Source organism: Actinomyces sp. SKVG-SVH-4(1), from assembly GCF_048514265.1.
Lineage (GTDB): Bacteria > Actinomycetota > Actinomycetes > Actinomycetales > Actinomycetaceae > Actinomyces > Actinomyces oris.
In genome coordinates this window covers 49,857-71,532 of sequence record NZ_JBGEVE010000007.1, presented here as the reverse complement: position 1 = coordinate 71,532, position 21,676 = coordinate 49,857, and the positions used below count along the sequence as shown (strand labels likewise).

Genomic DNA, 21,676 nt, shown 5'->3' with positions numbered 1-21,676 from the left:
GGTAATGTGTTCGGGTCGCCCTCAGGGCATCCGTTCGTCCAGACGCCGACACCTCATCAACCCGGTCAACCAGTCATCCCGTAGGAGCCCAGGAGTCATGCAGATCCCCGCACCAGGCGCGCACCAGTGCGTCATCGGTGTGGCCATCGCCCTGCCCTCCCACTACGCCGCCCAGGTCCGTGCGGTGCGGGAGGCCGCCGGGGATCCTCTGGCCGAGGTCGTGCCGCCCCACATCACGCTGCTGCCGCCCACGGCCGTCGACCTCGACTCCCTCGACGAGGTCATGCGCCACCTGCGCAACGTGGCTGCTGGGACGAACCCCTTCGAGGTGCGGCTCGACGAGGTCGGCACCTTCCGGCCCGTCAGCCCCGTGGTCTACCTCGGGCTGCGCAGCGGCGCCGAGGAGTGCGACCGTCTTCAAGTGCGGGTGCGCGACCGCCGGGGACCCCTGGCCCGTCCGCTCAGCTTCCCCTTCCACCCGCACGTGACCCTGGCTCACGAGGTTGCTGAGGACGGCCTCGACACCGCGGCGAGGAAGGGCGAGGATCTGACCATGGACTTCACCGTCACTGAGCTTCATCTCTACCGACACCGCAGTCGGTCCGCCCGTCACGGCGGTGGCCGGTGCTCGGCTTCGGAAGGGGGCTGGGACGTGGTGGCCGCCTTCGCCTTCGGGGGCTCCCTGGCCCCTGACGCCTCCGCCGACACTGCTGTGCCCGCAGTGTCGGTGCCCCCGACGACTCCGGCGGTGTCGGTGTGATCGAGCGTGTCAAGGAACTGCTGGAGGCCGGGCGGCGCACGCGGGTCGGCCGGGCCCTGATCCGCTACGGCACGGCGCGAGGCGCGCTCATGGCCGGAGGAATCGCCTACACGGGCATGTTCTCCGTCTTCGCCGTGCTCGTCATCGGCGTGAGCATTCTCATGGCGATGCTTGGTCGGTACCCCACCGTCCGGGTGGCTGTCGTGGACTCCATCAACTCACTGCTGCCCGGTGTCATCGACACCGGCAACGGCAAGGGGCTGGTCTCGGTCGAGCAGCTGACCCTCCCCTCGGCGCTCAACTTGGGATCGGTGCTGGCGGCTGGGGCCTTCATCTACTCCGTCATCAGCCTCATGGGCACTCTCAAGATCGCCTTGCGGGCCATGTTCGGGCTGGTCAATCCCGTCATGAGGCCGGTGGTCGGGCAGCTGGCGAATATCGCGGGCTTCCTGGTCATCGTGGCCGGAGTGCTGGTGACCGCCGTGGCCTCGGTGGTGACGACGACGCTATCGGGCAGTGTCGGTCGCTCCCTGGGGCTGCCGCAGTCGCTGACCGGAACCGGGGCGTGGGCGATGACGCTCCTGCTGTCCTTCATCATCGACACCGGTGTCCTGGCATTCCTCATCACCATGTGCGGCATCCGCCCTCCCCGACGCGACCTGCTGCAGGGCTGCATGCTGGGCGCCTTCGCCCTGGGCGTGCTGCGCCAGGTGGGGACCGGGGCGGTCGGCTCGGTGACGCGTAACCCGCTGCTGGCCTCCTTCGCGGCCATCGCCGTCCTCATTCTGTGGCTGCACCTGACCGGCCGCGTCGTGCTGCTCGTGGCGGCCTGGATGGCCAACCCGCCGCTGCCCCGCGACGTCGGCCACCCCGACGAGGTCCACGCCCACGAGCGTCCCAACTACGTGACGCTCTCCGTGCCCGAGACCCTGGCCTGGCCCCGTCAGTCCATCACCGGCAGCCTCGAGGCGGACCCGACAGCGCACCCCGACTACGTTCCTCCGGTACCGATCCCCTGAAGGCCGGGTCTCGGCGCTGCCGTGAGCCCGACCTGGTGAACGGACAGTCGACCGGGACGATAGCCTGTGGCGGTGACTGACACTCCTGGCAACCCTGGCGGCCCCACTCAGGCCGCACATCCCAGTGGCTCGGCTTCCGGCGACGGCTCAGCCCCGGCCATTCACGCCATCATTCCCGCAGGCGGTGCGGGCACCCGGCTGTGGCCGCTCAGCCGACGCCACCGCCCCAAGTTCCTCCTCGACCTCACCGGGGCCGGCCGCAGCCTCCTGCAGGACACCGTTGAGCGCCTGGCGCCGGTGACCGCGACGACGACGGTCGTCACCGGCGTCGCCCACATCGCCGCCGTGGCCGACCAGCTCCCGAGCATCCCGCGCGACAACCTCCTGGCTGAGCCCTCCCCGCGCGACTCCATGGCGGCCATCGGCCTGGCCGCCGCCGTCATCGCCCACCGACACGGACGAGACGCCGTCGTCGGCTCCTTCGCCGCCGACCACACCGTGGCCGACCGGGCCGCCTTCGCCGACGCCGTCCGCCAGGCCGCCCGCCTGGCCGAGCAGGGCTGGGTGGTCACCATCGGGATCGAGGCCACCGGACCCTCGACCGCCTTCGGCTACATCCACGCCGGCGACCCCACCGACGTGCCCGGGGCCCCCGACGGACGCCGGGTCCTGGGCTTCACCGAGAAGCCCGACGCCGACACCGCCGCCGCCTACCTGGCCACCGGCGACTACCGCTGGAACGCAGGCATGTTCGTGGTCCGCGCCGGCGTCCTCCTGGACCACCTCGCCGAGCTCAGGCCCCAGCTGGCCCAGGGCATCGAGGCCATCGCCGCCGTCTGGGACGCCCCCGAGCGCGAGGAGGTCCTGGCCGAGCGCTGGCCCGCCCTGGAGAAGATCGCCATCGACCACGCCATCGCCGAGCCGGTGGCCGCCGCCGGGGGAGTGGCCACTGTGCCGGTTTCCATGGGCTGGAACGACGTCGGCGGATTCGACGCCCTGACCGACCTCGTCCCGCCGCGCACCCAGGGGCCGGCCACCGGTGCCGGAGTGCTCGACGACACCGACGGGTCTACTGGCGCCGCCGGCGACGCCGCCCCCGCGACCCTCCGTGCAGAGATCCGGGCCCTCGACTCCGACGGCGCCCTCATCGCCTCCGCCTCCGGACGCACGGTGGTGCTCCTGGGGGTGCCTGGCACCGTCGTCGTCGATACGCCCGACGCCCTCCTGGTCACCACCCCCGAGTACGCCCAGGACGTCAAGGGCGTCGTCGACGCCCTCAAGGCGGCCGGCCGAGAGGACCTGCTCTAGCCGAACCACTGCACCGCGGGCGCAGCAGCCGTCGAACTCGCTGGGGCCGCTGGAACCGCTGAGGTCTTGAGGGCCCGGCGCCGGAACAAGACAGTCCTCCGGTGCCGGGCCCCTCATTGAAACCACGACGATCACGAGCTCATTCCGGTGGAACAGGTGGTGTGAGAATGAGAGGTCGTCGCCTATCCTTGACACTCGAATGTGTCCCCTGTCGCACGCGAGAACCACGGAGGTTTCCATGAAGAAGGCCTGCTCCGCGATGACGCTCGGCGCGGCTGTGGCCCTGGTCCTGGCCGCCTGCGGGACGCCACCGGCCCAGCGGCCCACCCGCAACCTCGAGGGCGCCAAGAACTTCACCGCCTGCATGCTCTCCGACGAGGGCGGATTCGATGACCACTCCTTCAACGAGTCCGGCAAGAAGGGCCTGGACCGGGCCGGCAAGGAGCTGGGAGTCAAGACCATCGCCGTGCAGTCGGAGAACTCGGCCGACTATGCCACCAACATCTACGCGCTCATCCAGCAGAACTGCAAGCTCGTCATCGGCGTCGGCTTCAACATCGCCGCCGACCTGACCGAGTCGGCCAAGGCCAACCCCGACATCCAGTTCGCCCTCATCGACGCCTCCTTCATCGGCGCCGACGGGAAGCCCGCCACCCTGCCCAACACCAAGCCGCTGCTGTTCAAGACGGCCGAGGCCGCCTACCTGGCCGGATACGCCGCCGCCGGTACCTCCCGCACCGGGGTCGTGGGCACCTACGGCGGCAAGCCCCTGCCCACCGTCCAGATCTTCATGGACGGCTTCGCCAAGGGCGTGGCCCGCTACAACCAGGACACCGGCGCCCAGGTCCAGGTCAAGGGCTGGGACACCACCACCGGCAAGGGCGGCTCCTTCGTCGGCAACTTCACCGACGCCGCCAAGGGCCAGGCCATCACCGAGCAGTTCATCTCCCAGGGCGCGGACATCATCATGCCGGTGGCCGGCCCCGTCGGCCAGGGCACGCTGTCCTCCGTGCGCCAGAAGAACGACGCCGGGGGCACCAACGCCGTCATCTGGGTCGACTCCGACGGCTACACCTCCTCCGGTGACGGCAGCATCATCATGACCTCCGTAGTCAAGGAGATCGGCAACTCGGTCTTCGACACCGTCAAGAACGCCTCCGAGGGGAGATTCTCCTCCGAGCCCTACATCGGAACCCTCAAGAACAACGGGGTGGCCGCCGCACCCTTCCACGACTTTGACTCCCGGGTGCCGGCGCCGGTCAAGGCCAGGCTCGAGGAGCTGCGAGGCCAGATCATTGACGGGTCCCTCGACGTCTCCACCCCCTACGACCCCTCCTGACCGCCCGGCCGGGGCCGGCGCCCCGAGCCTCCACCGCCACCCGGAAGCGAGTCTGTTGTGAAGCTTGAGCTGCGCGGGATCACGAAGGCCTTCGGGCCGCTCGTGGCCAACGATCACATCGACCTGACCGTCGAACCCGGCCAGATCCACGCCCTGCTGGGTGAGAACGGCGCGGGCAAGTCCACACTCATGAACGTCCTCTACGGCCTCCACCAGCCCGACGCCGGAGAGATCCTCATCGACGACGAGCCGGTCACCTTCTCCGGTCCGGGCGACGCCGTGGCCGCCGGCATCGGCATGGTCCACCAGCACTTCATGCTCGTGCCCGTCTTCACCGTGGCCGAGTCCGTCGCCCTGGGCTACGAGCCGGTGGGGCCGTTGGGGATCATCGACGCCGGTGCCGCCGCGGCCAAGGTCACCGAGATCTCCCGCCGCTTCGGCTTCGACGTCGACCCCAATGCCCTCATCGAGGACCTGCCCGTGGGCGTCCAGCAGCGCGTGGAGATCATCAAGGCCCTGGCCAGAGACGCCAGGATTCTCATCCTCGACGAGCCCACCGCCGTGCTCACCCCGCAGGAGACCGCCGAGCTCATCGCCATCATGCGCGAGCTCAAGGCCTCGGGCACCTCCATCGTCTTCATCACCCACAAGCTGCGCGAGATCCGCGAGGTCGCCGACACCATCACCGTCATCCGCCGCGGCCGCGTCGTCGGCACCGCCGAGCCCACCGCCTCGGCCGCCGAGCTCGCCGGCCTCATGGTCGGCCACGACGTCTCCCTGACCGTGGACAAGCCCCCGGCCGACCCCGGGGACGACGGGCTCTCCCTGGAGGGCATCAGCCTCATCGAGGACGGCGCCGCCCTGCTCCAGGACATCGACCTGCACGTGCGCGCCGGCGAGATCCTCGCCATCGCCGGCGTCCAGGGCAACGGACAGACCGAGCTGAGCGAGGTCATCCTCGGGCTGCGTCCGCCCACCACCGGCTCCATCGCCTTCGACGGCCAGGACGTCACCCGCCACACGGTGCGCCGCCGCCTGCGAGCCGGACTGGGCTTCGTACCCGAGGACCGCACCACCGACGGCATGGTCGCCGAGCTCTCCGTCGCCGAGAACATGGTCCTGGACCGCTACGACGACCCCTCCCTGGGGCGGGGCCCGTCACTGTCCCCGACGCGCGTGCGCCACGCCGCCCACCGGATGCGCGAGGAGTTCGACGTGCGCGTCACCGACGTCGGCGACGCCATCTCCACCCTCTCGGGAGGCAACCAGCAGAAGGCCATCCTCGCCCGCGAGCTCTCCCGGCCCCTCAAGGTCCTCGTCGCCTCCCAGCCCACCCGCGGCCTGGACGTGGGCTCCATCGAGTTCGTCCACCAGCGCATCGTCGCCGAGCGCGACACCGGCACCGCCGTCCTCATCATCTCCTCCGAGCTCGACGAGATCTACGCCCTGGCCGACCGGATCGCCGTCATGTACCGCGGACGGATCGTCGGCACCGTCCCGGCCGACACCGCCCGCGACGCCCTGGGCCTCATGATGGCCGGCACCCCCGCCGAGCAGGCCCTCGACCCTCAGGAGCAGACACGATGAGCACCCCCACCACCGGCTCCAGCACCGAAGCGAGCCCGACGCCCCCGTCCGAGGACCACACCGAGGAGCAGACCAAGCACGGCCCGAGCGGCCAGGCCGCCCTGTTGCGGCAGGTCGCCTCCTCACCGGCCGTCGTCGGGCTGCTCGCGGTCCTGACCGCCCTGATCCTCAGCTCGATCCTCATCCTCGCGGCCGACTCCGAGGTGCGCTACACCGCCACCTACCTGTTCAACCGTCCCGGCGACTTCCTCCACGCCACCGCCTCCACCCTGAGCGAGGCCTACAGCTCCCTGCTGCGCGGTGCCGTCTTCGACTGGCGCGCCACCACGGGTGTGCGCATGATCCGCCCCATCACCGACACCCTGACCAACGCCACCCCGCTCATCATCGCCGGGCTCGGCATGGCGGTGGCCTTCCGAGCCGGCCTGTTCAACATCGGCGGCCAGGGGCAGATGATCCTCGGGGCGATCACCGCCTGCTACGTGGGCATCGCCTGGAACCTGCCCCCGGTGGCCCACCTGCTGCTCGCCGTCGTCGGGGCCGCCCTGGGGGGACTGGTGTGGGGTGGCATCGCCGGCGTCCTCAAGGCCCGCACCGGTGCCAACGAGGTGATCGTGACGATCATGCTCAACTCCATCGCCGCCCACCTGCTGTCCCAGGTGCTCAGCCTCAAGGCCTTCAACGGGGAGGGGGAGACCGGTAACCGCAAGTCCCTGACCGTGGCGGATACCGCTCAGTACCCCTGGCTGGCCGGTGACTCCTTCCGCCTCCATGCCGGTTTCCTCCTGGCCCTGCTGGTCGCCGTGGCCGTGTGGTGGCTCATGGAGCGCTCCCGCCTCGGCTTCCAGCTGCGGGCCACCGGCCTCAACGCCGACGCCGCCCGCACCGCAGGCATGAGCGTGCCCTGGGTGACGAGCCTGGTCATGATGATCTCCGGCGCCCTGTGCGGGCTGGCCGCCACCGCGCCGGTCCTGGGCACCCAGAAGAGCATGGACGAGTCCGTCGTGGGCACCATCGGCTTCGACGCCATCACGGTGGCGCTCCTGGGCCGCTCCCGCCCCCTGGGGACCGTGCTGGCCGGCCTGCTCTTCGGGGCGCTGCGCGCCGGTGGGACTGCCATGCAGGCCGCCCCTGGCACCCACATCAAGATCGTCCTGGTCCTGCAGTCCACGATTGTGCTGTTCATCGCCGCGCCGCCCCTGATCCGGGCCATCTTCCGGCTCCCGGAGCGCCGCGACACCCTCGGCGCCACCGCCCCGTCCCCCGCCTCAGTGCTGGCCCCAGCCCCAGCCGCTCCCGCCGCGAAGGAGGCCTGAGCCATGAGCGCATCAACCGCTTCTGCCGACTCTCACGCCGCGACCGCATCGGATGCCTCCGTGCCCGTGACGGCGGCGCCCATGGATCTGAAGATCCCGATCACTGGTGTCGTCGTGCTCCTGCTGCAGGGGCTCATGGCTCTGGGGGCCCGCGGCTCGACGACCTTCGACCTGACCGCCTCCTCCGACCTCTTCCGGCTCGGGGCCCCCGAGGTCAACGCGCGCCTGGTCATCCTCACCACTGCCGGGATCGTCGCGGTGGCCTCCGCCGTCGCCTTCGACCGATCCCGGTGCCGCCGCAGGATCCCGACCTGGGCCGCCGTCCTCATCGGCGTCGGATTCGTCGTGGCCTTCCTGGCCTGGGCCGGGGCCGGAAGCCGCGGCGTCATCCCCCTGGTGACCATCCTGTCCTCCGCGCTGGGACTGAGCGTCCCCCTCGTCTACGGCTCGCTGGCCGGGATCATCGGGGAGCGCTCGGGCACCATCAACATCGCCATCGAGGGCCAGCTCCTGGGCGGGGCCTTCCTGGGGGCCGTCGTCGCCTCGGCCTGCTCCAACCCCTGGGTGGGGATCCTGGCCGCACCCGTGGCCGGAGTCCTCGTGGCCCTCCTGCTGGCCCTGTTCGGCCTGCGCTACCGGGTCAACCAGATCGTCGTCGGTGTCGTCCTCAACGTCCTGGTCTCCGGGCTCACCGGCTTCCTGTTCTCCACCTTCCTGTCCTCCAGCCCCAGCCTCAACCGGGCCCTGCGCCTGCCCACCCTGGCGGTGCCGCTGCTGTCCCGGATCCCGATCATCGGGCCGGTCCTCTTCCGCCAGACGATCCTCGTCTACCTCATGTACGCGGCCGTGGCGGTCCTGTCCGTCATGCTGTTCCGCTCCCGGTGGGGACTGAGGTTGCGGGCCTGCGGTGAGCACCCCAAGGCCGCCGACACCGTCGGCATCAACGTCATGCGCACCCGCGTGGCCAACCTGGCCCTGGCCGGGGCGCTCGCGGGACTGGGAGGGGCCTTCTTCACCGTCGGCTCGGGCCTGTCCTTCGAGAACGACATGACCGCCGGCAACGGCTACATCGCCCTGGCCGCCATGATCCTGGGCGCCTGGCGGCCCCTGGGCTCCCTGGGGGCGGCCCTGCTCTTCGGCTTCGCCACCTCCGTGGCCCAGACCCTGCCGGTCATCGGCAGCTCGGTCTCACCGGACATCATCTCCATGATCCCCTACATCGTCACGATCCTGGCGGTGGCCGGATTCGTGGGCAAGGTGCGTGCGCCGGCCGCCGAGGGGGTGCCCTACCCGTGAGCAGCATCGTGCCCACCGATCTGACCGACGCCCACTGGCAGGCCCTGCACGAGCTCGCCGTGGAGGCCATGACCCACGCCTACGCCCCCTACTCCCGCTTCAAGGTCGGTGCCGCCGCCCTGGTCGACGACGGCCGACTCGTCTCGGGATGCAACGTGGAGAACGCCGGCTACGGCGTCACCCTGTGCGCCGAGTGCGGCCTCGTCTCCGAGCTGACCCGCACCGGGGGAGGGCGCCTGGTCGCCTTCGCCTGCGTGGACGCCCATGGCCGGGCCCTGGCGCCGTGCGGGCGCTGCCGCCAGCTCCTGAGTGAGCACGCCGCCGACGGTATGGTGCTGGCCATGCCCTCAGGGAGGATGACTATTGACGAGGTCCTGCCCGACCGTTTCTGCGCCGACGACGTCGAACGCGTCGTCGGCCCGCAGAGCTGAGGGCCGGCTGACCAGCAGCCACAGATGGAGGAGAGCCCCGTGACCGTCCCCGCCGCACCGCCGGCCGTCGAACCCTTCGACGCCGTCGACGTCATCGCCGCCAAGCGCGACGGCGCCGCCCTGACCGACGCCCAGATCGACTGGGTCGTGGATGCCTACACCCGCGGGGCCGTCGCCGAGGAGCAGATGAGTGCCCTGGCCATGGCCATCTACCTGCGCGGCATGAGCCGGGCCGAGATCGCCCGCTGGACCGACGCCATGATCGCCTCCGGGGAGCGCATGGACTTCTCCGGCCTGCCCCGCCCCACAGCGGACAAGCACTCCACCGGGGGAGTGGGGGACAAGATCACCCTGCCGCTGGCGCCGCTCGTGGCCGTCTTCGGCGTGAGCGTCCCCCAGCTGTCCGGGCGCGGGCTCGGGCACACCGGCGGGACCCTGGACAAGCTGGAGTCCATCCCCGGCTGGCGGGCCGAGCTCACGGGCGAGGAGATCCTGGCGATGCTCGATGCCGACGGCCCCGGCGCCGTCATCTGCGCCGCCGGGGCGGGCCTGGCCCCCGCCGACAAGCGCCTCTACGCCCTGCGCGACACCACCGCCACCGTCTCCTGCGTCCCCCTCATCGCCTCCTCGATCATGTCCAAGAAGATCGCCGAGGGGACCGGCGCCCTCGTCCTGGACGTCAAGGTCGGCTCGGGCGCCTTCATGAAGGAGATCGGCCAGGCCCGCGAGCTCGCCTCCACCATGGTGGCCCTGGGTACCGACGCCGGCGTGACCACCCGCGCCCTGCTCACCGACATGTCCACCCCGCTCGGGCGCACCGCCGGTAACGCCCTCGAGGTCGCTGAGTCCCTCGAGGTGCTCGCCGGCGGGGGACCGGCCGACGTCGTCGACCTCACCGTGGCTCTGGCCCTGGAGATGTGCGCCGCCGCAGGCAGACCTGTCGAGGAGGACCAGGCCCGCACCGCCCTGGCCGACGGACGGGCCATGGACATCTGGCGCGACATGATCTCCCGCCAGGGCGGGGACCCGGACGCACCCCTGCCCCTCGCCGCGGAGACCGAGACCGTCACCGCCCCGGCCGACGGGGTCCTCACCGCCTTGGACGCCCTCGCCGTCGGGGTGGCCGCCTGGCGCCTCGGGGCCGGGCGGGCCCGTAAGGAGGACCCGGTCCAGGCCGTCGCCGGCGTCACCATGCACGCCAAACCGGGCGACGAGGTGCGCGCCGGCCAACCACTGCTCACCCTGCACACCGCCACCCCCGAGCGCTTCACCCGCGCCCGGGAGGCGCTCGCCGGCGGCATCGTCATCTCCGAGGCCGGATCGCCGGAGGCGGCCGACGCCGCGGCCCGCCGGGAGCGCGGCGTCATCCTGGAGCGCATCGGATGACCACGCCCCGGCCGGTGGGGCCCGCTATCGTCGCCCGAGCCGTCAACTCCCGGCTGCGAGTGGGCCGCCTCACCCAGACGGGCCAGGCCATCACCCTGACCCAGACTGACGGCACCACCTGCGGGCCCACCTGCCTCCTGGCCGCCCGCTTGCTCCTGGCGCCTGGCGAGCGCGTAGCCGTGACAGGCGACCTTGCCCAGGAGGTGACCGCCTCGCCACCCGGCCGGGAGGGCAAGCAGCTGGTCTCCGTCCTGTCCCGCCAGCAGCTGCGTCTCCAGCGGGTCATGAATGTCCGCGGCCTGGGGGTCCTGCCCTGGCCGCGGGCGCTCGGCTCCACGCCCTGGTCCGTGGCCCGGCAGATGACCGAGATCGCGAGCACCTGCACGCCGGGCGGCGGGCGCCGTCGTTACACGGTGAGGTGGGTGAGCGACCACGGCCCTGCCTGGGGCAGTGAGGTCGCCTCGATCCGTGAGGTGCTGGCAGGTGGACTCCCGGTCATCCTGGTCACCGGTGGTCCACTCGTTCTCGATGACGACGTCGAGGGGGAGCCCACGGCGAGGGCGAGGCTGCGCGCGTCCCTGGCACGCACCCCGGCCGTGCCCCGCCACTACGTCCTGGCCCTGCCCTGGCGTGCCATCGGGCAGGAGGACCCCGGTGAGGGGCGCGCGCACATCTACGAGCCCTCCAGCGGCGCCGTGCGTCCCCTCGATCTGACCGCTTCGCGCGATCCGCACCGCCCCGGCCCCCGCGAGCTCGGCAACTGGCCCCGCGTCCTCGCCGTCATCGCGCCCGAGAACTGACCGTCTAGAGTATTATTCTGCTTCGAAGGGTGGAAAAAGGTTCTGCCGTCCTGAAAGGCGGGCGCGTGTTCTCTGTGTCGGCACCGGAAGCGGCGCTCATCCTGCTGTACGTTGCAGGCATGGTCTCAGCGTTGTACATCTTTGTCAGCGCAAGAGGGGTTCGTAGCGCTGTGGTGCTGTTGTGTGCCTTCTCCCTTCCCATCCTGGGTTCGGTGGGCGCGGTGGCGCTCGCGGCCAGGAGGTTGAGAACCAGACACACCGATCTACGTTCCGGTGAGGGTGGTGCCTGATGTCGACTGTCAGCCATGATGCGAGTCTCCGGGATATTCAACGAGCCCTGGCGATCATGATCTTCACCGTCGGAGTCCTCGGGGCGGTGGCGATCCTGTCGGTTCCCTTCGCCATCGGCCTGTACGGCCTGCGCGGATTATGGCTCCCGGCAGTTCTCCTCATCCCTCTCGCCCTGCAGGCGTGGGCGCTTCGCGTCCTGCGCCGGGCCGCGTCGACGTTGCCTGGATGAAACGGGTCGGGACATGATGTCGTGACTGCCCACCAGGAAGGACCCCCATGACCACGCGCGCCCGGATCGCCCGCCTCATCGACCACACCCTCCTCAAGCCCGAGGCCACCACCGCCCAGGTTGACGCGCTCATCGCCGAGGCTGCGGACCTGAACACCTACAGCGTGTGCGTCTCCCCGAGCCTCCTGCCGCTGGAGGTGCCCGACGACCTGCACGTGGCCACCGTCTGCGGCTTCCCCTCCGGCGCCCACGCCACCTCCGTCAAAGCCGCCGAGGCCGCCGACGCCCTGGCCAAGGGCGCTGAGGAGATCGACATGGTCGTCAATCTCCGCCTCGTCAAGGAGGGCGACGCCGACGCCGTCGAGGCCGACATCCGCGGCGTGCGCGAGGCCTGCCGGGGCGCCGTCCTCAAGGTCATCATCGAGTCCGCCGCCCTCACCGATGAGGAGATCGTCTCCACCTGCCGCGCCGCCGAGGCCGCCGGGGCCGACTTCGTCAAGACCTCCACCGGCTTCCACCCCGCCGGCGGCGCCTCCACCCACGCCGTCGCCCTCATGCGCGCCACGGTGGGAGAGCGCCTCGGCGTCAAGGCCTCCGGCGGCATCCGTACCGCCGCCGACGCCCTGGCCATGGTCGAGGCCGGAGCCAACCGCCTGGGCCTGTCCGCCAGCGCCGCCGTCCTGGAGGGGCTGGCGGACTGAAAGGAACCGTGCGTCGTCGCACGTCACCGCACCTCACGGACGGGCCCGGCATAGCAGCCGGGCCCGTCGTCGTCCCCTTCGGTATGCAGTAGGAAGGATCGCCTCAACTTGCCAAGTTTCGGGTCTCCGAAACTATACTCGGCTCTATGAGAACCATCCCCAGTATGAGTCGCCGCAGCGCCGCGGCGTTCGCCTGCCTCGCCCTGTCCGCTCCTGCCCTGGCTGCCTGTGGCCACAGCTCGACCTCGGCCGACGCCGCGGGAACGGTCAAGGCGGTCGCCTCCACGACGCAGATCTGCGACTACATCACCCAGCTCGCCAGCGGCGACGCCTCCAGTGATCTCTCCTTCGACCGCACCGGAGCGGACGGCAAGACCCAGCACTTCGGAGCCGACGCAGCCAAGGCCACGTCCCACCTCACGCTCACCTGCCTGCTGGCCCCCAACGCCTCAGCGCATGAGCACGACATGACCACGGCCCAGTCCAAGGCCCTGTCCGAGGCGGATCTCTTCTTCGTCTCCGGCGTCGACCTCGAGCACTTCCTGGACTCCGCCGTCGACTCCAGCGGCTTCAAGGGCACCATGGTGGTGACCTCCGGGGTCGCTGGGGCCGCCGACATCGATGACCTGGCCGCCCAGAAGAAGAAGGAGGAGGCCAAGCCCTACAAGGTCGACCGGGGCAGCGCCAAGGTCGAGGTCGCCAAGTGGCCCTTCCCGCCGGAGGAGGGCGAGAGCGAGCCCGAGTTCCGCTTCGACCCGCACGTGTGGACCTCACCGAAGAACGCGATCGTCCAGGTCACCAACATCGGTGCCGCCCTGGAGAAGGCCGCTCCCGACCAGGCCGGCGTCTTCCGCAGCCACGTGGACGCCTACGTCGCCAAGCTCAAGAAACTCGACGAATGGGCCGCCGGCTCCCTCAACTCGGTACCCCAGGACAAGCGGGTCCTGTTCACCAGCCACGACGCATTCGGCTACTTCAGCAAGGAGTTCGACGTGAAGTTCGAGGGGGCCGCCCTGTCCGACTTCAACGCCCAGCAGGACGCCACCGCAGACAAGATCCAGCAGACCGCGGACAAGGTCAAGTCCTCCGGAGCCGTGGCCATCTTCGCTGAGAACTCCAACAACCCCAAGTCCATCCAGAAGGTCGCCGAGGTCGCCGGAGTCAAGGCGGTCATCGGCGACGAGGCCCTCTACGGCGACTCCCTGGGGACTCCCGGATCCGACGGCGAGACCTACATCGGCTCCATCCTCCACAACGTCTCCAACCTCACCAAGGCCTGGGGCGGCACGGTCGCCGAGATTCCTGCCGACCTCGCCCAGTGGAGCCCCAAGGCCTCCGACGTCAAGTGAGGAACCGTATGACAGACCCCCGTGATCGCACTCCCGCGATGACCTCCCCGACCACCCTGACCGCTGCTGCCGAACCGGTCGTCACCCTGGAGGACGCCTCCTTCTCCTACGGCTCCTCCACCGTGCTCACCGGTGTCACTGGTCGGGTCCCGGCCGGGCAGGCCCTCGCCCTCGTGGGTCCCAACGGCTCGGGCAAGACGACACTCATGCGGGCACTGCTCGGCATGGTGACCGTCAGCAGGGGCCGGGTGCGTGTCAACGGGGCGGCACCGGGCAGAGCGCCACGGGGGTCCGTCGGATACGTTCCTCAGCTCAGCGACCTCGACCCCACCTTCCCCGTCACCGTGCGGGAGGTGGTCCAGATGGGCATGTACTCCCAGCTCGGCATCCTGCGGCGCCCCGGCGCCGAGGCCCGTCGTCGGGCGCTGGAGGCCCTTGACAGCGTGGGTCTGGCCGACCGCGCCGACAGGCGCTTCGGCACCCTGTCCGGCGGCCAGCAGCAGCGCGTCCTCGTGGCGCGCTGCGTGGCCGCCCGGCCCCGCCTCATCCTCCTCGATGAGCCCTTCAACGGCCTGGACCAGCCCAACCGGGACGCCCTGCTGTCCATCATCACTGACCTCAAGGACCAGGGCATCTCCCTGGTCATCTCCACCCACGACCTCGTTCTGGCCCAGGAGACCTGCGAGCAGGCGGCCCTCCTGGCCGGACGGCAGATCGCCTTCGGACCGCGCGACGACGTGCTCGTGGCCCGCTACATCGACGAGGCCTACGGCGGCCACGGCACCACCCGGCTGCTGGGGCTCCGTTCCGGCGCGGGCACGCAGGAGCCGTCATGAGTGAGGCGATGACGCTCTTCAGCCAGGCCCTCGAGCAGCTGCGCCTGGCGGTCCTCAACATCCCCGGGCTCACCGAGCTGGCGACGTACCCCTTCCTCTTCCGCCCCCTGGTGATGGTGGTGCTTCTGGGCGTCGTCGCAGGCGTCATCGGTGTCATCGTCAACCTGCGCAGCGCCGAGTTCAGCGCCGAGGCCATGGTCCACGCCGTCTTCCCCGGGATCGTCGCCGGCGCCGTCTACTGGGGGATCGACGCGATCATCCCGGCGGCCTCCGTCGTCGCCGTCGCCGCGGCCGTGGTGCTGACCATCGTCTCGCACCGTTCGCATCGGGGGGAGGCCTCCGAGGCCGGCACCGCCGTCGTCCTCACCAGCTTCTTCTCCGTCGGGCTCATACTGTCCCTGGCCAAGGGCGACATGTCCGGCCAGCTCGAGGCCCTCATGTTCGGCCGCCTCCTGGAGGTCACTGATGCGCGCCTCGCCCAGGCGCTCATCGTGTGCTCCGTCGCACTGCTGCTCATTGCGGCGACCTGGAAGGAGCAGGTGGCCTACGCCTTCGACCGCACCGGCGCCCGCGCCTCCGGGCTGAGGCTGCTCGCACTCGACCTGATCCTCAACACCGCCATCGCTGCCGCGGTCGTTTCCGCCTCGACGGCGGTGGGGATCCTCCTGGTCATCGGCTACCTCGTCATCCCCGGTGCGACGGCGCGCGTTCTTGCCTCCCGGGTACGCACCATGGTCCTGGTCGCCATCGCCGTGGGTGTGGGCGGGGGGTACCTGGGCATGCTGCTCATGGCCCTGCCCGGGACCTCCGACAAGCCGATCTCACCGCAGGCCACCGTGGCCCTGGTGATGACCGGGATCCTCCTGATCGCCGTCGGCGTCTCAACCGCGCGCGAAAGGCTGCGCGGGCCGGCTCTGCGGGCCGGCTCGGTGCAGTCCGCGGCAGCTGCGTCGACCTCGACGACGGTAGGTGCGAAGGCCAGTGCCGATCCCATCGGGGGACCGGAGGACTCGGCGAGAGTCGTGACCCCGACGGCCAAGAGGAGCCTGGTATGAGAATCGGGTTCGACATCCTCCTGCTGCCCATCGTCGAGGTCCTTCTCATGGGGCTCCTGGCCGGGCTCGTGGGGGCGCTCGCGCTGGTCCATCGCCGGATCTTCTTCACCGAGTCACTCACTCACGCGACCTTCCCGGGCGCGATCGTCGGCGTGGTCACCGCCGCCTGGTTCGCGCGGGCGATCCTCGGCCAGCGCGCCGACTTCACCCTTCTGTCCGCGCTGGTGCTGGTGGGAGCCGCCTTCATGTGCCTGCCGATGATCTGGCTCATGCGGCGACTGTCCCAGGTTCCCGGGATCTCCTCCCAGTCTGCCGCCGGCGTTGTCCTCACCTTCGGATTCGCCCTGGGCTACTTCCTCAACAAGTGGTTCGCCCCGCTGCCGATCAAGGTGGACTCCTTCCTGGCTGGTTCCGTGCTCAACGTCAACCGCGTCGATGTCATTGCCGTCGGCGTCGTCCTGGCGCTGACGGTCCTCGTGCTCCTGGTGGCCGGGCGGTTCCTCACCTTCTACAGCTTCGACCCGCTGGGGTATCGCGCCAGCGGGCTGAACCCCGCCTGGGCCGAGGGGACCGTCATGGTCATGATCACCCTGACCATCGTGATGCTCGTTCCCGCCGTCGGCACGATTCTGCCCATCGCCCTCATCGCCGCGCCCGCGGCCGCGCTGGCGCCGTGGACACGCACCATGCGGCACCTGCTGATCGGCGCCCCGATTCTCGGTGCGGCGACGTCCCTGGCCGGGCTGTTGATCGCAGTGCAGCTGAGCCTGTCCGCCGGCGGAGTCATCGCCGTGGCCTGTGGAGTGGTCTACCTGGTCTCAGCCCTGGTCCACTCGGCCGCGATGAGCGGAGCCCGAGCGCGGGTGCCGCTACCACACCGGGGCTGAGCCCGCGCCGATCCTGCGCGGGCGCTCCCGGCGACGTTGAAGCGAGGTCTGCGGTGGTTCAGCCCGGCTTCAGGCGGCGATCCCCAGAATGCCGCGCAGGTCGGCCTTGATGGCCTCCAGGCGTTCAGCGGCCGCCTCGCGCACCTGCGCCACCGGAGTGTCATTCGTCGGCAGAATCACTTCGCAGTAGCACTTGAGCTTGGGCTCGGTTCCCGAGGGGCGCACGACCACTCGGTCATCCGAGGCCGTCACCCACACCAGGCCGTTCGTGGGGGGAAGGGTACCGCCGTTGCCGTCCGAGACGCCGTCGAGCAGATCCACGGTCGTGGTGACCGGGGAACCGGCGAGCTTGGCCGGTGCCCCGCCCGAACGCAGACGCTCCATGGTGCTGGTGATGATCTCAAGGTCCTCGACCCGCATGCTCAACGGGCTCGTGGCGTGCAGACCGTGGTCACGCGCGAGGCGGTTGAGCAGATCCTGCAGGGTCCGGCCCTGCTGCTTGAGCACGGAGGTCAGCACCGCCAGCCGCACCGAGGCGGAGATGCCGTCCTTGTCCCGCACCGCGGCGGGATCGACGCAGTAGCCCAGGGCCTCCTCGTAGCCGAAGACCAGGCCCGGCTCCCGGCTGATCCACTTGAAGCCCGTCAGCGTGCGGCGGAAGCCCAAGCCGTGGGACTGGGCGATCCGGCGCAGCAGGCGGGAGGAGACCACGGAGCAGGCCAGGACCCCGTTGCCCGCGAAGGCAGCCAGCTCGGCGGCCTGCTCACCCAGGAGCGCGCCGACCTCATCGCCCGTCAGCTGACGCCAGCCGCCGGGAGCGTCCTCGTCCGGGATGGCGGCGGAGCAACGATCCGCATCGGGATCGTTGGCGATCACCAGGTCCGCCTCGACCTGCCGGGCCTTGTCCAGCGCCAGGTCGAGCGCCCCGGGCTCCTCCGGGTTGGGGAAGGCGACCGTCGGGAAGTCCGGATCCGGCTCGAACTGCTCAGCCACCTCGACGACGTCGGTGAACCCGGCTCGCGCGAGCACCTCCCGGCACGTGGCCCCACCCACGCCGTGCATCGCCGTCAGCACGATTCTCACCGGGGCGGGGGCCGTCATCCGAGCCGCCTGAGCGGCCCGCTCGATGTACTCCTCCCGGATCTCCGGGTCGACCGTCTCCCAGCCCGACTGCGGGCGGGGTACGGAGCTGACCGGGCCGACGGCGTCGATCGCCGCAGCGATCTGGCTGTCATAGGGGGGAACGATCTGGGCCCCCTGGCCTGAGTCGGTCACGGCCCGCCCGCCCAGGTAGACCTTGTAGCCGTTGTCCTGCGGAGGGTTGTGCGAGGCCGTCACCATGACGCCGGCGTCGGCCTCCAGGCGCCGCAGCGCGAAGGCGAGTACCGGGGTCGGGCAGTGCGACTCGAAGAGAATGGCCCGACCGCCCGCGCCGGTAACGACCGCGGCCGTATCGAGGGCGAACTGCTCGGAGTTGTGGCGGGCGTCGTAGCCGATGACGACGCTGAAGCCCTCACCGAGACGGTCCTTGAGGTAAGCGGACAGCCCCGCCGCGGCGCGGATGACGACGACCCGGTTCATCCGGTTGGGGCCCCCGCCCAGACGACCTCGCAGGCCGGCCGTGCCGAAGGCGAGGGTGCCGCTGAAGGCGTCGCTGAGTGCCCTGCGAGCCGCCTGGGCGTGCTCGCCATGAGAACGGGCGGCGCTCAGCAGCTCAGTGAGCTCGGCGCGGGTGACGGGGTCCGGATCGTCCTGGATCCACGCGTCCACGGCAACGTCGTCGTACACATCTTCAGGGCCTCGGGTCATATCTGCGACGGTACCGCGCGATAACTTCTGGAAACGCTCACAATGACGCTCCTCACTGGTGTTTCCAAACACAAGGAGAATTCAGTCACCAGGGTGACGGAGGGCCCCTGAAGATAAGATGTCTTGAATTAAACTGGCGGTATAATTCGGGTTTGTTTTGAGAGTTCTGAGAGATGAGATGCTGGTGAGAAAGGTGTGGGTGGCGGGGATGAATTTCTGGGACTTCTGTCCCTCACGTGTCCTCTTCTTCTGCGCACCGAATACGTCGCCGTCTCGGCGGGATTAGGGGATCATGGCCGCATGAGTTCACGTCAGTCCTACCGCAAGGGACCAGTGGTGCTGCGCGGCACCCAGATCCCCACCCAGACCACCGACGCGCGACTGCTGAGCAGTGACGCCGACGCCGACTGGCTCCACGCCGACCCGTGGCGGGTCATGCGCATCCAGGCGGAGTTCGTTGAGGGATTCGGGGCCCTGGCGGAGCTGGGGCCGGCCATCAGCGTCTTCGGGTCAGCCCGCACCAAGCCCGAGGATCCCACCTACCGGGTGGCCATGGAGGTGGGGGCGGGGCTGGCGCGCGCCGGCTACGCCGTCATCACCGGAGGCGGCCCGGGCATGATGGAGGCCGCCAACCGCGGCTGCCACGAGGCCGGCGGCACCTCAGTGGGGCTGGGTATCGAGCTGCCCCACGAGCAGGGCATGAACGAGTACGTCGACCTCGGGGTCAACTTCCGCTACTTCTTCGCCCGCAAGACCATGTTCGTCAAGTACTCCGACGGATTCGTCGTCATGCCCGGCGGAATGGGGACCCTCGACGAGCTCTTCGAGGCGCTCACCCTGGTCCAGACTCAGAAGATCTCCTCCTTCCCCATCGTCCTGGTGGACAGCGGCTACTGGGGTGGGCTGCTGGAGTGGCTGCGCACCTCGATGATCGAGCGCGGGATGATCTCTGCGAGCGACCCCGACCTGCTGCACGTCGTCGATGATGCTGAGGCGGCCGTGGACTACGTGGTCAGTGCGGCCCGCAGGCTGCGCGACGGCCGGGCGGGGGCGTGAATCGCGTCATGGCGGGCCCGTCCTCGAACCTTGCACCTTGAATGTCGTAGAATATGACAGGTCGCGCGGCGATGTGCCCGCGCAGCACTGACGAAAGGTGAGCACATGGCTGCCATGAAGCCCCGGACCGGAGACGGCCCCCTCGAAGTCGTCAAGGAAGGCCGCGCCATCATCATGCGGGTTCCGCTTGAGGGTGGTGGTCGACTCGTCCTCGAGATCACGGCCGATGAGGTCAAGGCACTCGGAGAGGCCCTGGCCAACGCCAAGATCTGACCGATCCTGGCGCCCGGGGGCAGCCGGGTACCACTGGGACCTCGGCGTCGAGGATCCGGTGGCCGAGTCATCCAGCCTCGCGAGAGAGGGCCGGACCCAATGCGGGTCCGGCCCTCTTCGTCGTTCCGGCCGGTTGGGCGGTGAACGGTCAGGTCTGGCGCACGGAGACGAGCAGGCCGTCTCCGACGGGCAGCAGCGTGGTCAGCAGCGCCCGGGAGGCGCGCAGCGCCTTGCCGAGCTCGCGGGCTGCCACGGTGGTGACGTCACGGCGGGCCGGGTCGGCCACGTGGTCGTTCCACAGGGCCCGAGTGACGGCCAGAACCCCGCCGGGGCGCAGCATCCGCAGGGCGTTGGAGGCCAGGAGGATCGCCTCCTCCGGGGCGACGTCGAGCACCACCATGTCGTAGGAGCGGGCCGCCATCCGGGGCATGACGTCCGAGGCCCGCCCCTGGATGATGCGGGTGCGCGAGGAGGGATAGCCGGCCCCGTCGAAGGCGCGACGCGCCTCGCGCTGGAGCTCGGGCTCGACATCGATCGTGGTGAGGACCCCGTCAGTGCCCATGCCGCCCAGCAGCCACAGGCCCGAGACACCGGTGCCGGTGCCGACCTCGGCCACGGACTTGGCTCCCACTGAGGCGGCCAGCATCCGCAGCGCTGCTCCGGTCCCCGAGGACACCGGGGTGATGCCGAGCTCGAGCCCGCGTATGCGGGCCTGGGCGGTGGCCTCGTCCTCCGCGGTGAAGTCCTCCGTGTAGGACCAGCTCAGCGTCTTGTCCGCACTCACTGTGAGCCTTTCTTCTGCTGCGGGGTGCCAGGCGCACCCCTCAAGCCACATTGTTCCAGGTGTTCGGCCCGATAGGCGGAAGGGCGCTCGCCCGGGTGAGTCCGCCGGTAGGCGAACCGAGGCGGATTCGGACCGGTGGGACTCCCTATACTGAGCGGCGTGTTCGGCATCAACGGGTCTGAGTTCCTCGTCATCATCCTGGTGGCGGTGATCGTGGTGGGGCCGCAGCGCTTGCCCGAGTACACCCGCAAGCTCACGCAGATGGTGCGTCAGCTCCGGGTGTTCCTGGATAACGCGCGCAGCCAGATCGCTGAGGAGGTCGGCCCCGAGATGGCCGACCTGGACCTGTCCAGCCTCGATCCGCGCCAGTACGACCCGCGCAAGATCGTGCGCGACGCCCTGGGGGAGGACATCGACGCCATCCGCGAGGATCTCGCCCACCCCTTCCGCTCCGTCGGCTCAGCCGCCAAGGAGATGTCCGACGACGCCGCACAGGCTGTCAACGACGTGGTCAAGAAGGATCGGGCCACGTCGCTGAGCAAGCAGATCGAGGCCAAGCGCGACGAGCGGCTGGCCGAGAAGGATGCCGAGAAGGCTGAGAGCAGCGGGAGCACCGAGGGCTCCGAGAATTCCGAGAGCACTGAGGGTGTCGAGAACGCTGAGAGCCCGCAGAGCGCTGAGCAGGCAGCTGCCGCTCCGCCGCGGGGAGTGCTCCAGCAGGCGGACGACGTCGAGGATGACGCCGAGGCCGAGACTGAGGCTGGGTCAGTCGAGTCGGTCGAGTTGGTCGAGTCGGCCGACGGGGCCGACGAGACTGAGCTGGAGAAGACAGAGCCCGAGCAGTCCGGGGAGGCCGAGGACACGGAGGGCACTGAGCAGCCGGAGCAGTCCGAGCGTCCGGCCGAGCCGGAGCCGGTGGAGGTCCCGACAAGCCTGGTCGAGCCGCAGGCCGCTGCCTCCGGCGAGGATGCAGGGGACGCCACCGCGGCGGGTGATGACTCCCGTACCCGCGTGCGTCCTCTGTCCCCGCGTGACATCGTGCGCGCCGCCAACGCCGCTGCCCGCACCCGCGCCGAGGCTGCGCGCATCGCCGTCGACTTCTGACCCGTACGAGCTCCGCCCCATCGAGCCGGGCGAAAGAGCCGTCGGGCGATGTGACCAATG

Annotated in this window: 21 protein-coding genes; 19 read left to right on the top strand and 2 right to left on the bottom strand. The window is 70.1% G+C overall.

Annotated elements, in window-relative coordinates:
* The first annotated feature begins 97 nt into the window (after positions 1–97).
* The 16 genes from AB7V09_RS07555 (at position 98) to AB7V09_RS07480 (ending at position 16,590) form a co-directional block, all read left to right on the top strand.
* Complete coding sequence (locus AB7V09_RS07555; RefSeq protein WP_075415473.1) at positions 98–760, top strand: 2'-5' RNA ligase family protein; 663 nt, start codon at positions 98–100, stop codon at positions 758–760.
* Positions 757–1,779 (top strand): YihY/virulence factor BrkB family protein, encoded by a 1,023-nt coding sequence (locus AB7V09_RS07550; protein WP_419143379.1) that lies wholly within the window; start codon positions 757–759, stop codon positions 1,777–1,779. Before AB7V09_RS07555 ends, AB7V09_RS07550 begins: the two co-directional genes overlap by 4 nt.
* A 66-nt stretch (positions 1,780–1,845) precedes the next feature.
* Positions 1,846–3,087, top strand: a complete 1,242-nt coding sequence (locus AB7V09_RS07545; protein ID WP_390883579.1) for a mannose-1-phosphate guanylyltransferase — start codon at positions 1,846–1,848, stop codon at positions 3,085–3,087.
* Between the two features lie 238 nt (positions 3,088–3,325).
* Entirely contained in the window at positions 3,326–4,426 is a 1,101-nt protein-coding gene (locus tag AB7V09_RS07540; protein ID WP_419143378.1) for a BMP family lipoprotein, read from the top strand.
* Between the two features lie 57 nt (positions 4,427–4,483).
* A complete protein-coding gene (locus AB7V09_RS07535; RefSeq protein ID WP_419143377.1) occupies positions 4,484–6,013 on the top strand; it encodes an ABC transporter ATP-binding protein in 1,530 nt (509 codons plus the stop codon).
* Entirely contained in the window at positions 6,010–7,329 is a 1,320-nt protein-coding gene (locus AB7V09_RS07530) for an ABC transporter permease (protein ID WP_419143376.1), read from the top strand. The genes AB7V09_RS07535 and AB7V09_RS07530 overlap by 4 nt, the downstream gene beginning before the upstream one ends.
* A 3-nt stretch (positions 7,330–7,332) precedes the next feature.
* Positions 7,333–8,625, top strand: coding sequence for an ABC transporter permease (locus tag AB7V09_RS07525; RefSeq protein WP_419143375.1), 1,293 nt, complete (start codon positions 7,333–7,335; stop codon positions 8,623–8,625).
* The gene (locus tag AB7V09_RS07520; protein WP_419143374.1) at positions 8,622–9,056 is read left to right on the top strand and encodes a cytidine deaminase; all 435 of its coding nucleotides are present in this window, start codon (positions 8,622–8,624) and stop codon (positions 9,054–9,056) included. The genes AB7V09_RS07525 and AB7V09_RS07520 overlap by 4 nt, the downstream gene beginning before the upstream one ends.
* Before the next feature lie 39 nt (positions 9,057–9,095).
* Positions 9,096–10,442, top strand: coding sequence for a thymidine phosphorylase (locus tag AB7V09_RS07515; RefSeq protein WP_419143373.1), 1,347 nt, complete (start codon positions 9,096–9,098; stop codon positions 10,440–10,442).
* Positions 10,439–11,242, top strand: a complete 804-nt coding sequence (locus tag AB7V09_RS07510; RefSeq protein WP_419143372.1) for a hypothetical protein — start codon at positions 10,439–10,441, stop codon at positions 11,240–11,242. The genes AB7V09_RS07515 and AB7V09_RS07510 overlap by 4 nt, the downstream gene beginning before the upstream one ends.
* A 289-nt stretch (positions 11,243–11,531) precedes the next feature.
* Complete coding sequence (locus tag AB7V09_RS07505) at positions 11,532–11,762, top strand: hypothetical protein (RefSeq protein ID WP_314133084.1); 231 nt, start codon at positions 11,532–11,534, stop codon at positions 11,760–11,762.
* Between the two features lie 47 nt (positions 11,763–11,809).
* Positions 11,810–12,463, top strand: a complete 654-nt coding sequence (gene deoC, locus AB7V09_RS07500; RefSeq protein ID WP_003789650.1) for a deoxyribose-phosphate aldolase — start codon at positions 11,810–11,812, stop codon at positions 12,461–12,463.
* A gap of 164 nt (positions 12,464–12,627) precedes the next feature.
* The gene (locus tag AB7V09_RS07495) at positions 12,628–13,812 is read left to right on the top strand and encodes a metal ABC transporter substrate-binding protein (protein WP_075415483.1); all 1,185 of its coding nucleotides are present in this window, start codon (positions 12,628–12,630) and stop codon (positions 13,810–13,812) included.
* A gap of 8 nt (positions 13,813–13,820) precedes the next feature.
* Positions 13,821–14,648, top strand: coding sequence for a metal ABC transporter ATP-binding protein (locus tag AB7V09_RS07490; protein ID WP_009406025.1), 828 nt, complete (start codon positions 13,821–13,823; stop codon positions 14,646–14,648).
* A complete protein-coding gene (locus AB7V09_RS07485; RefSeq protein WP_075415485.1) occupies positions 14,645–15,703 on the top strand; it encodes a metal ABC transporter permease in 1,059 nt (352 codons plus the stop codon). Before AB7V09_RS07490 ends, AB7V09_RS07485 begins: the two co-directional genes overlap by 4 nt.
* On the top strand, positions 15,700–16,590 hold the full coding sequence (locus tag AB7V09_RS07480; RefSeq protein ID WP_075415486.1) for a metal ABC transporter permease: 891 nt from the start codon (positions 15,700–15,702) through the stop codon (positions 16,588–16,590). The genes AB7V09_RS07485 and AB7V09_RS07480 overlap by 4 nt, the downstream gene beginning before the upstream one ends.
* A 69-nt stretch (positions 16,591–16,659) precedes the next feature.
* Here AB7V09_RS07480 and AB7V09_RS07475 read toward each other — a convergent pair whose 3' ends face one another.
* On the bottom strand, positions 16,660–18,399 hold the full coding sequence (locus tag AB7V09_RS07475) for a phospho-sugar mutase (RefSeq protein ID WP_075415487.1): 1,740 nt from the start codon (positions 18,397–18,399) through the stop codon (positions 16,660–16,662).
* Between the two features lie 300 nt (positions 18,400–18,699).
* On the opposite strand from AB7V09_RS07475, the gene AB7V09_RS07470 reads away from it, so the two are divergent.
* Together AB7V09_RS07470 and AB7V09_RS07465 are read left to right on the top strand one after the other, a co-directional pair.
* Positions 18,700–19,455 carry a TIGR00730 family Rossman fold protein gene (locus AB7V09_RS07470; protein ID WP_075377752.1) on the top strand — a complete coding sequence of 252 codons (756 nt, stop codon included), beginning with the start codon at positions 18,700–18,702 and terminating at the stop codon, positions 19,453–19,455.
* A 105-nt stretch (positions 19,456–19,560) separates the two neighbouring features.
* The gene (locus AB7V09_RS07465) at positions 19,561–19,728 is read left to right on the top strand and encodes a DUF3117 domain-containing protein (protein WP_009396029.1); all 168 of its coding nucleotides are present in this window, start codon (positions 19,561–19,563) and stop codon (positions 19,726–19,728) included.
* Positions 19,729–19,876: 148 nt separating this feature from the next.
* Here AB7V09_RS07465 and AB7V09_RS07460 read toward each other — a convergent pair whose 3' ends face one another.
* Positions 19,877–20,512 (bottom strand): O-methyltransferase, encoded by a 636-nt coding sequence (locus AB7V09_RS07460; RefSeq protein WP_009406302.1) that lies wholly within the window; start codon positions 20,510–20,512, stop codon positions 19,877–19,879.
* A gap of 159 nt (positions 20,513–20,671) precedes the next feature.
* Between AB7V09_RS07460 and AB7V09_RS07455 the strand changes: the two genes are divergently transcribed.
* Positions 20,672–21,616, top strand: coding sequence for a twin-arginine translocase TatA/TatE family subunit (locus AB7V09_RS07455; protein ID WP_314155966.1), 945 nt, complete (start codon positions 20,672–20,674; stop codon positions 21,614–21,616).
* Positions 21,617–21,676 lie beyond the last annotated feature (60 nt).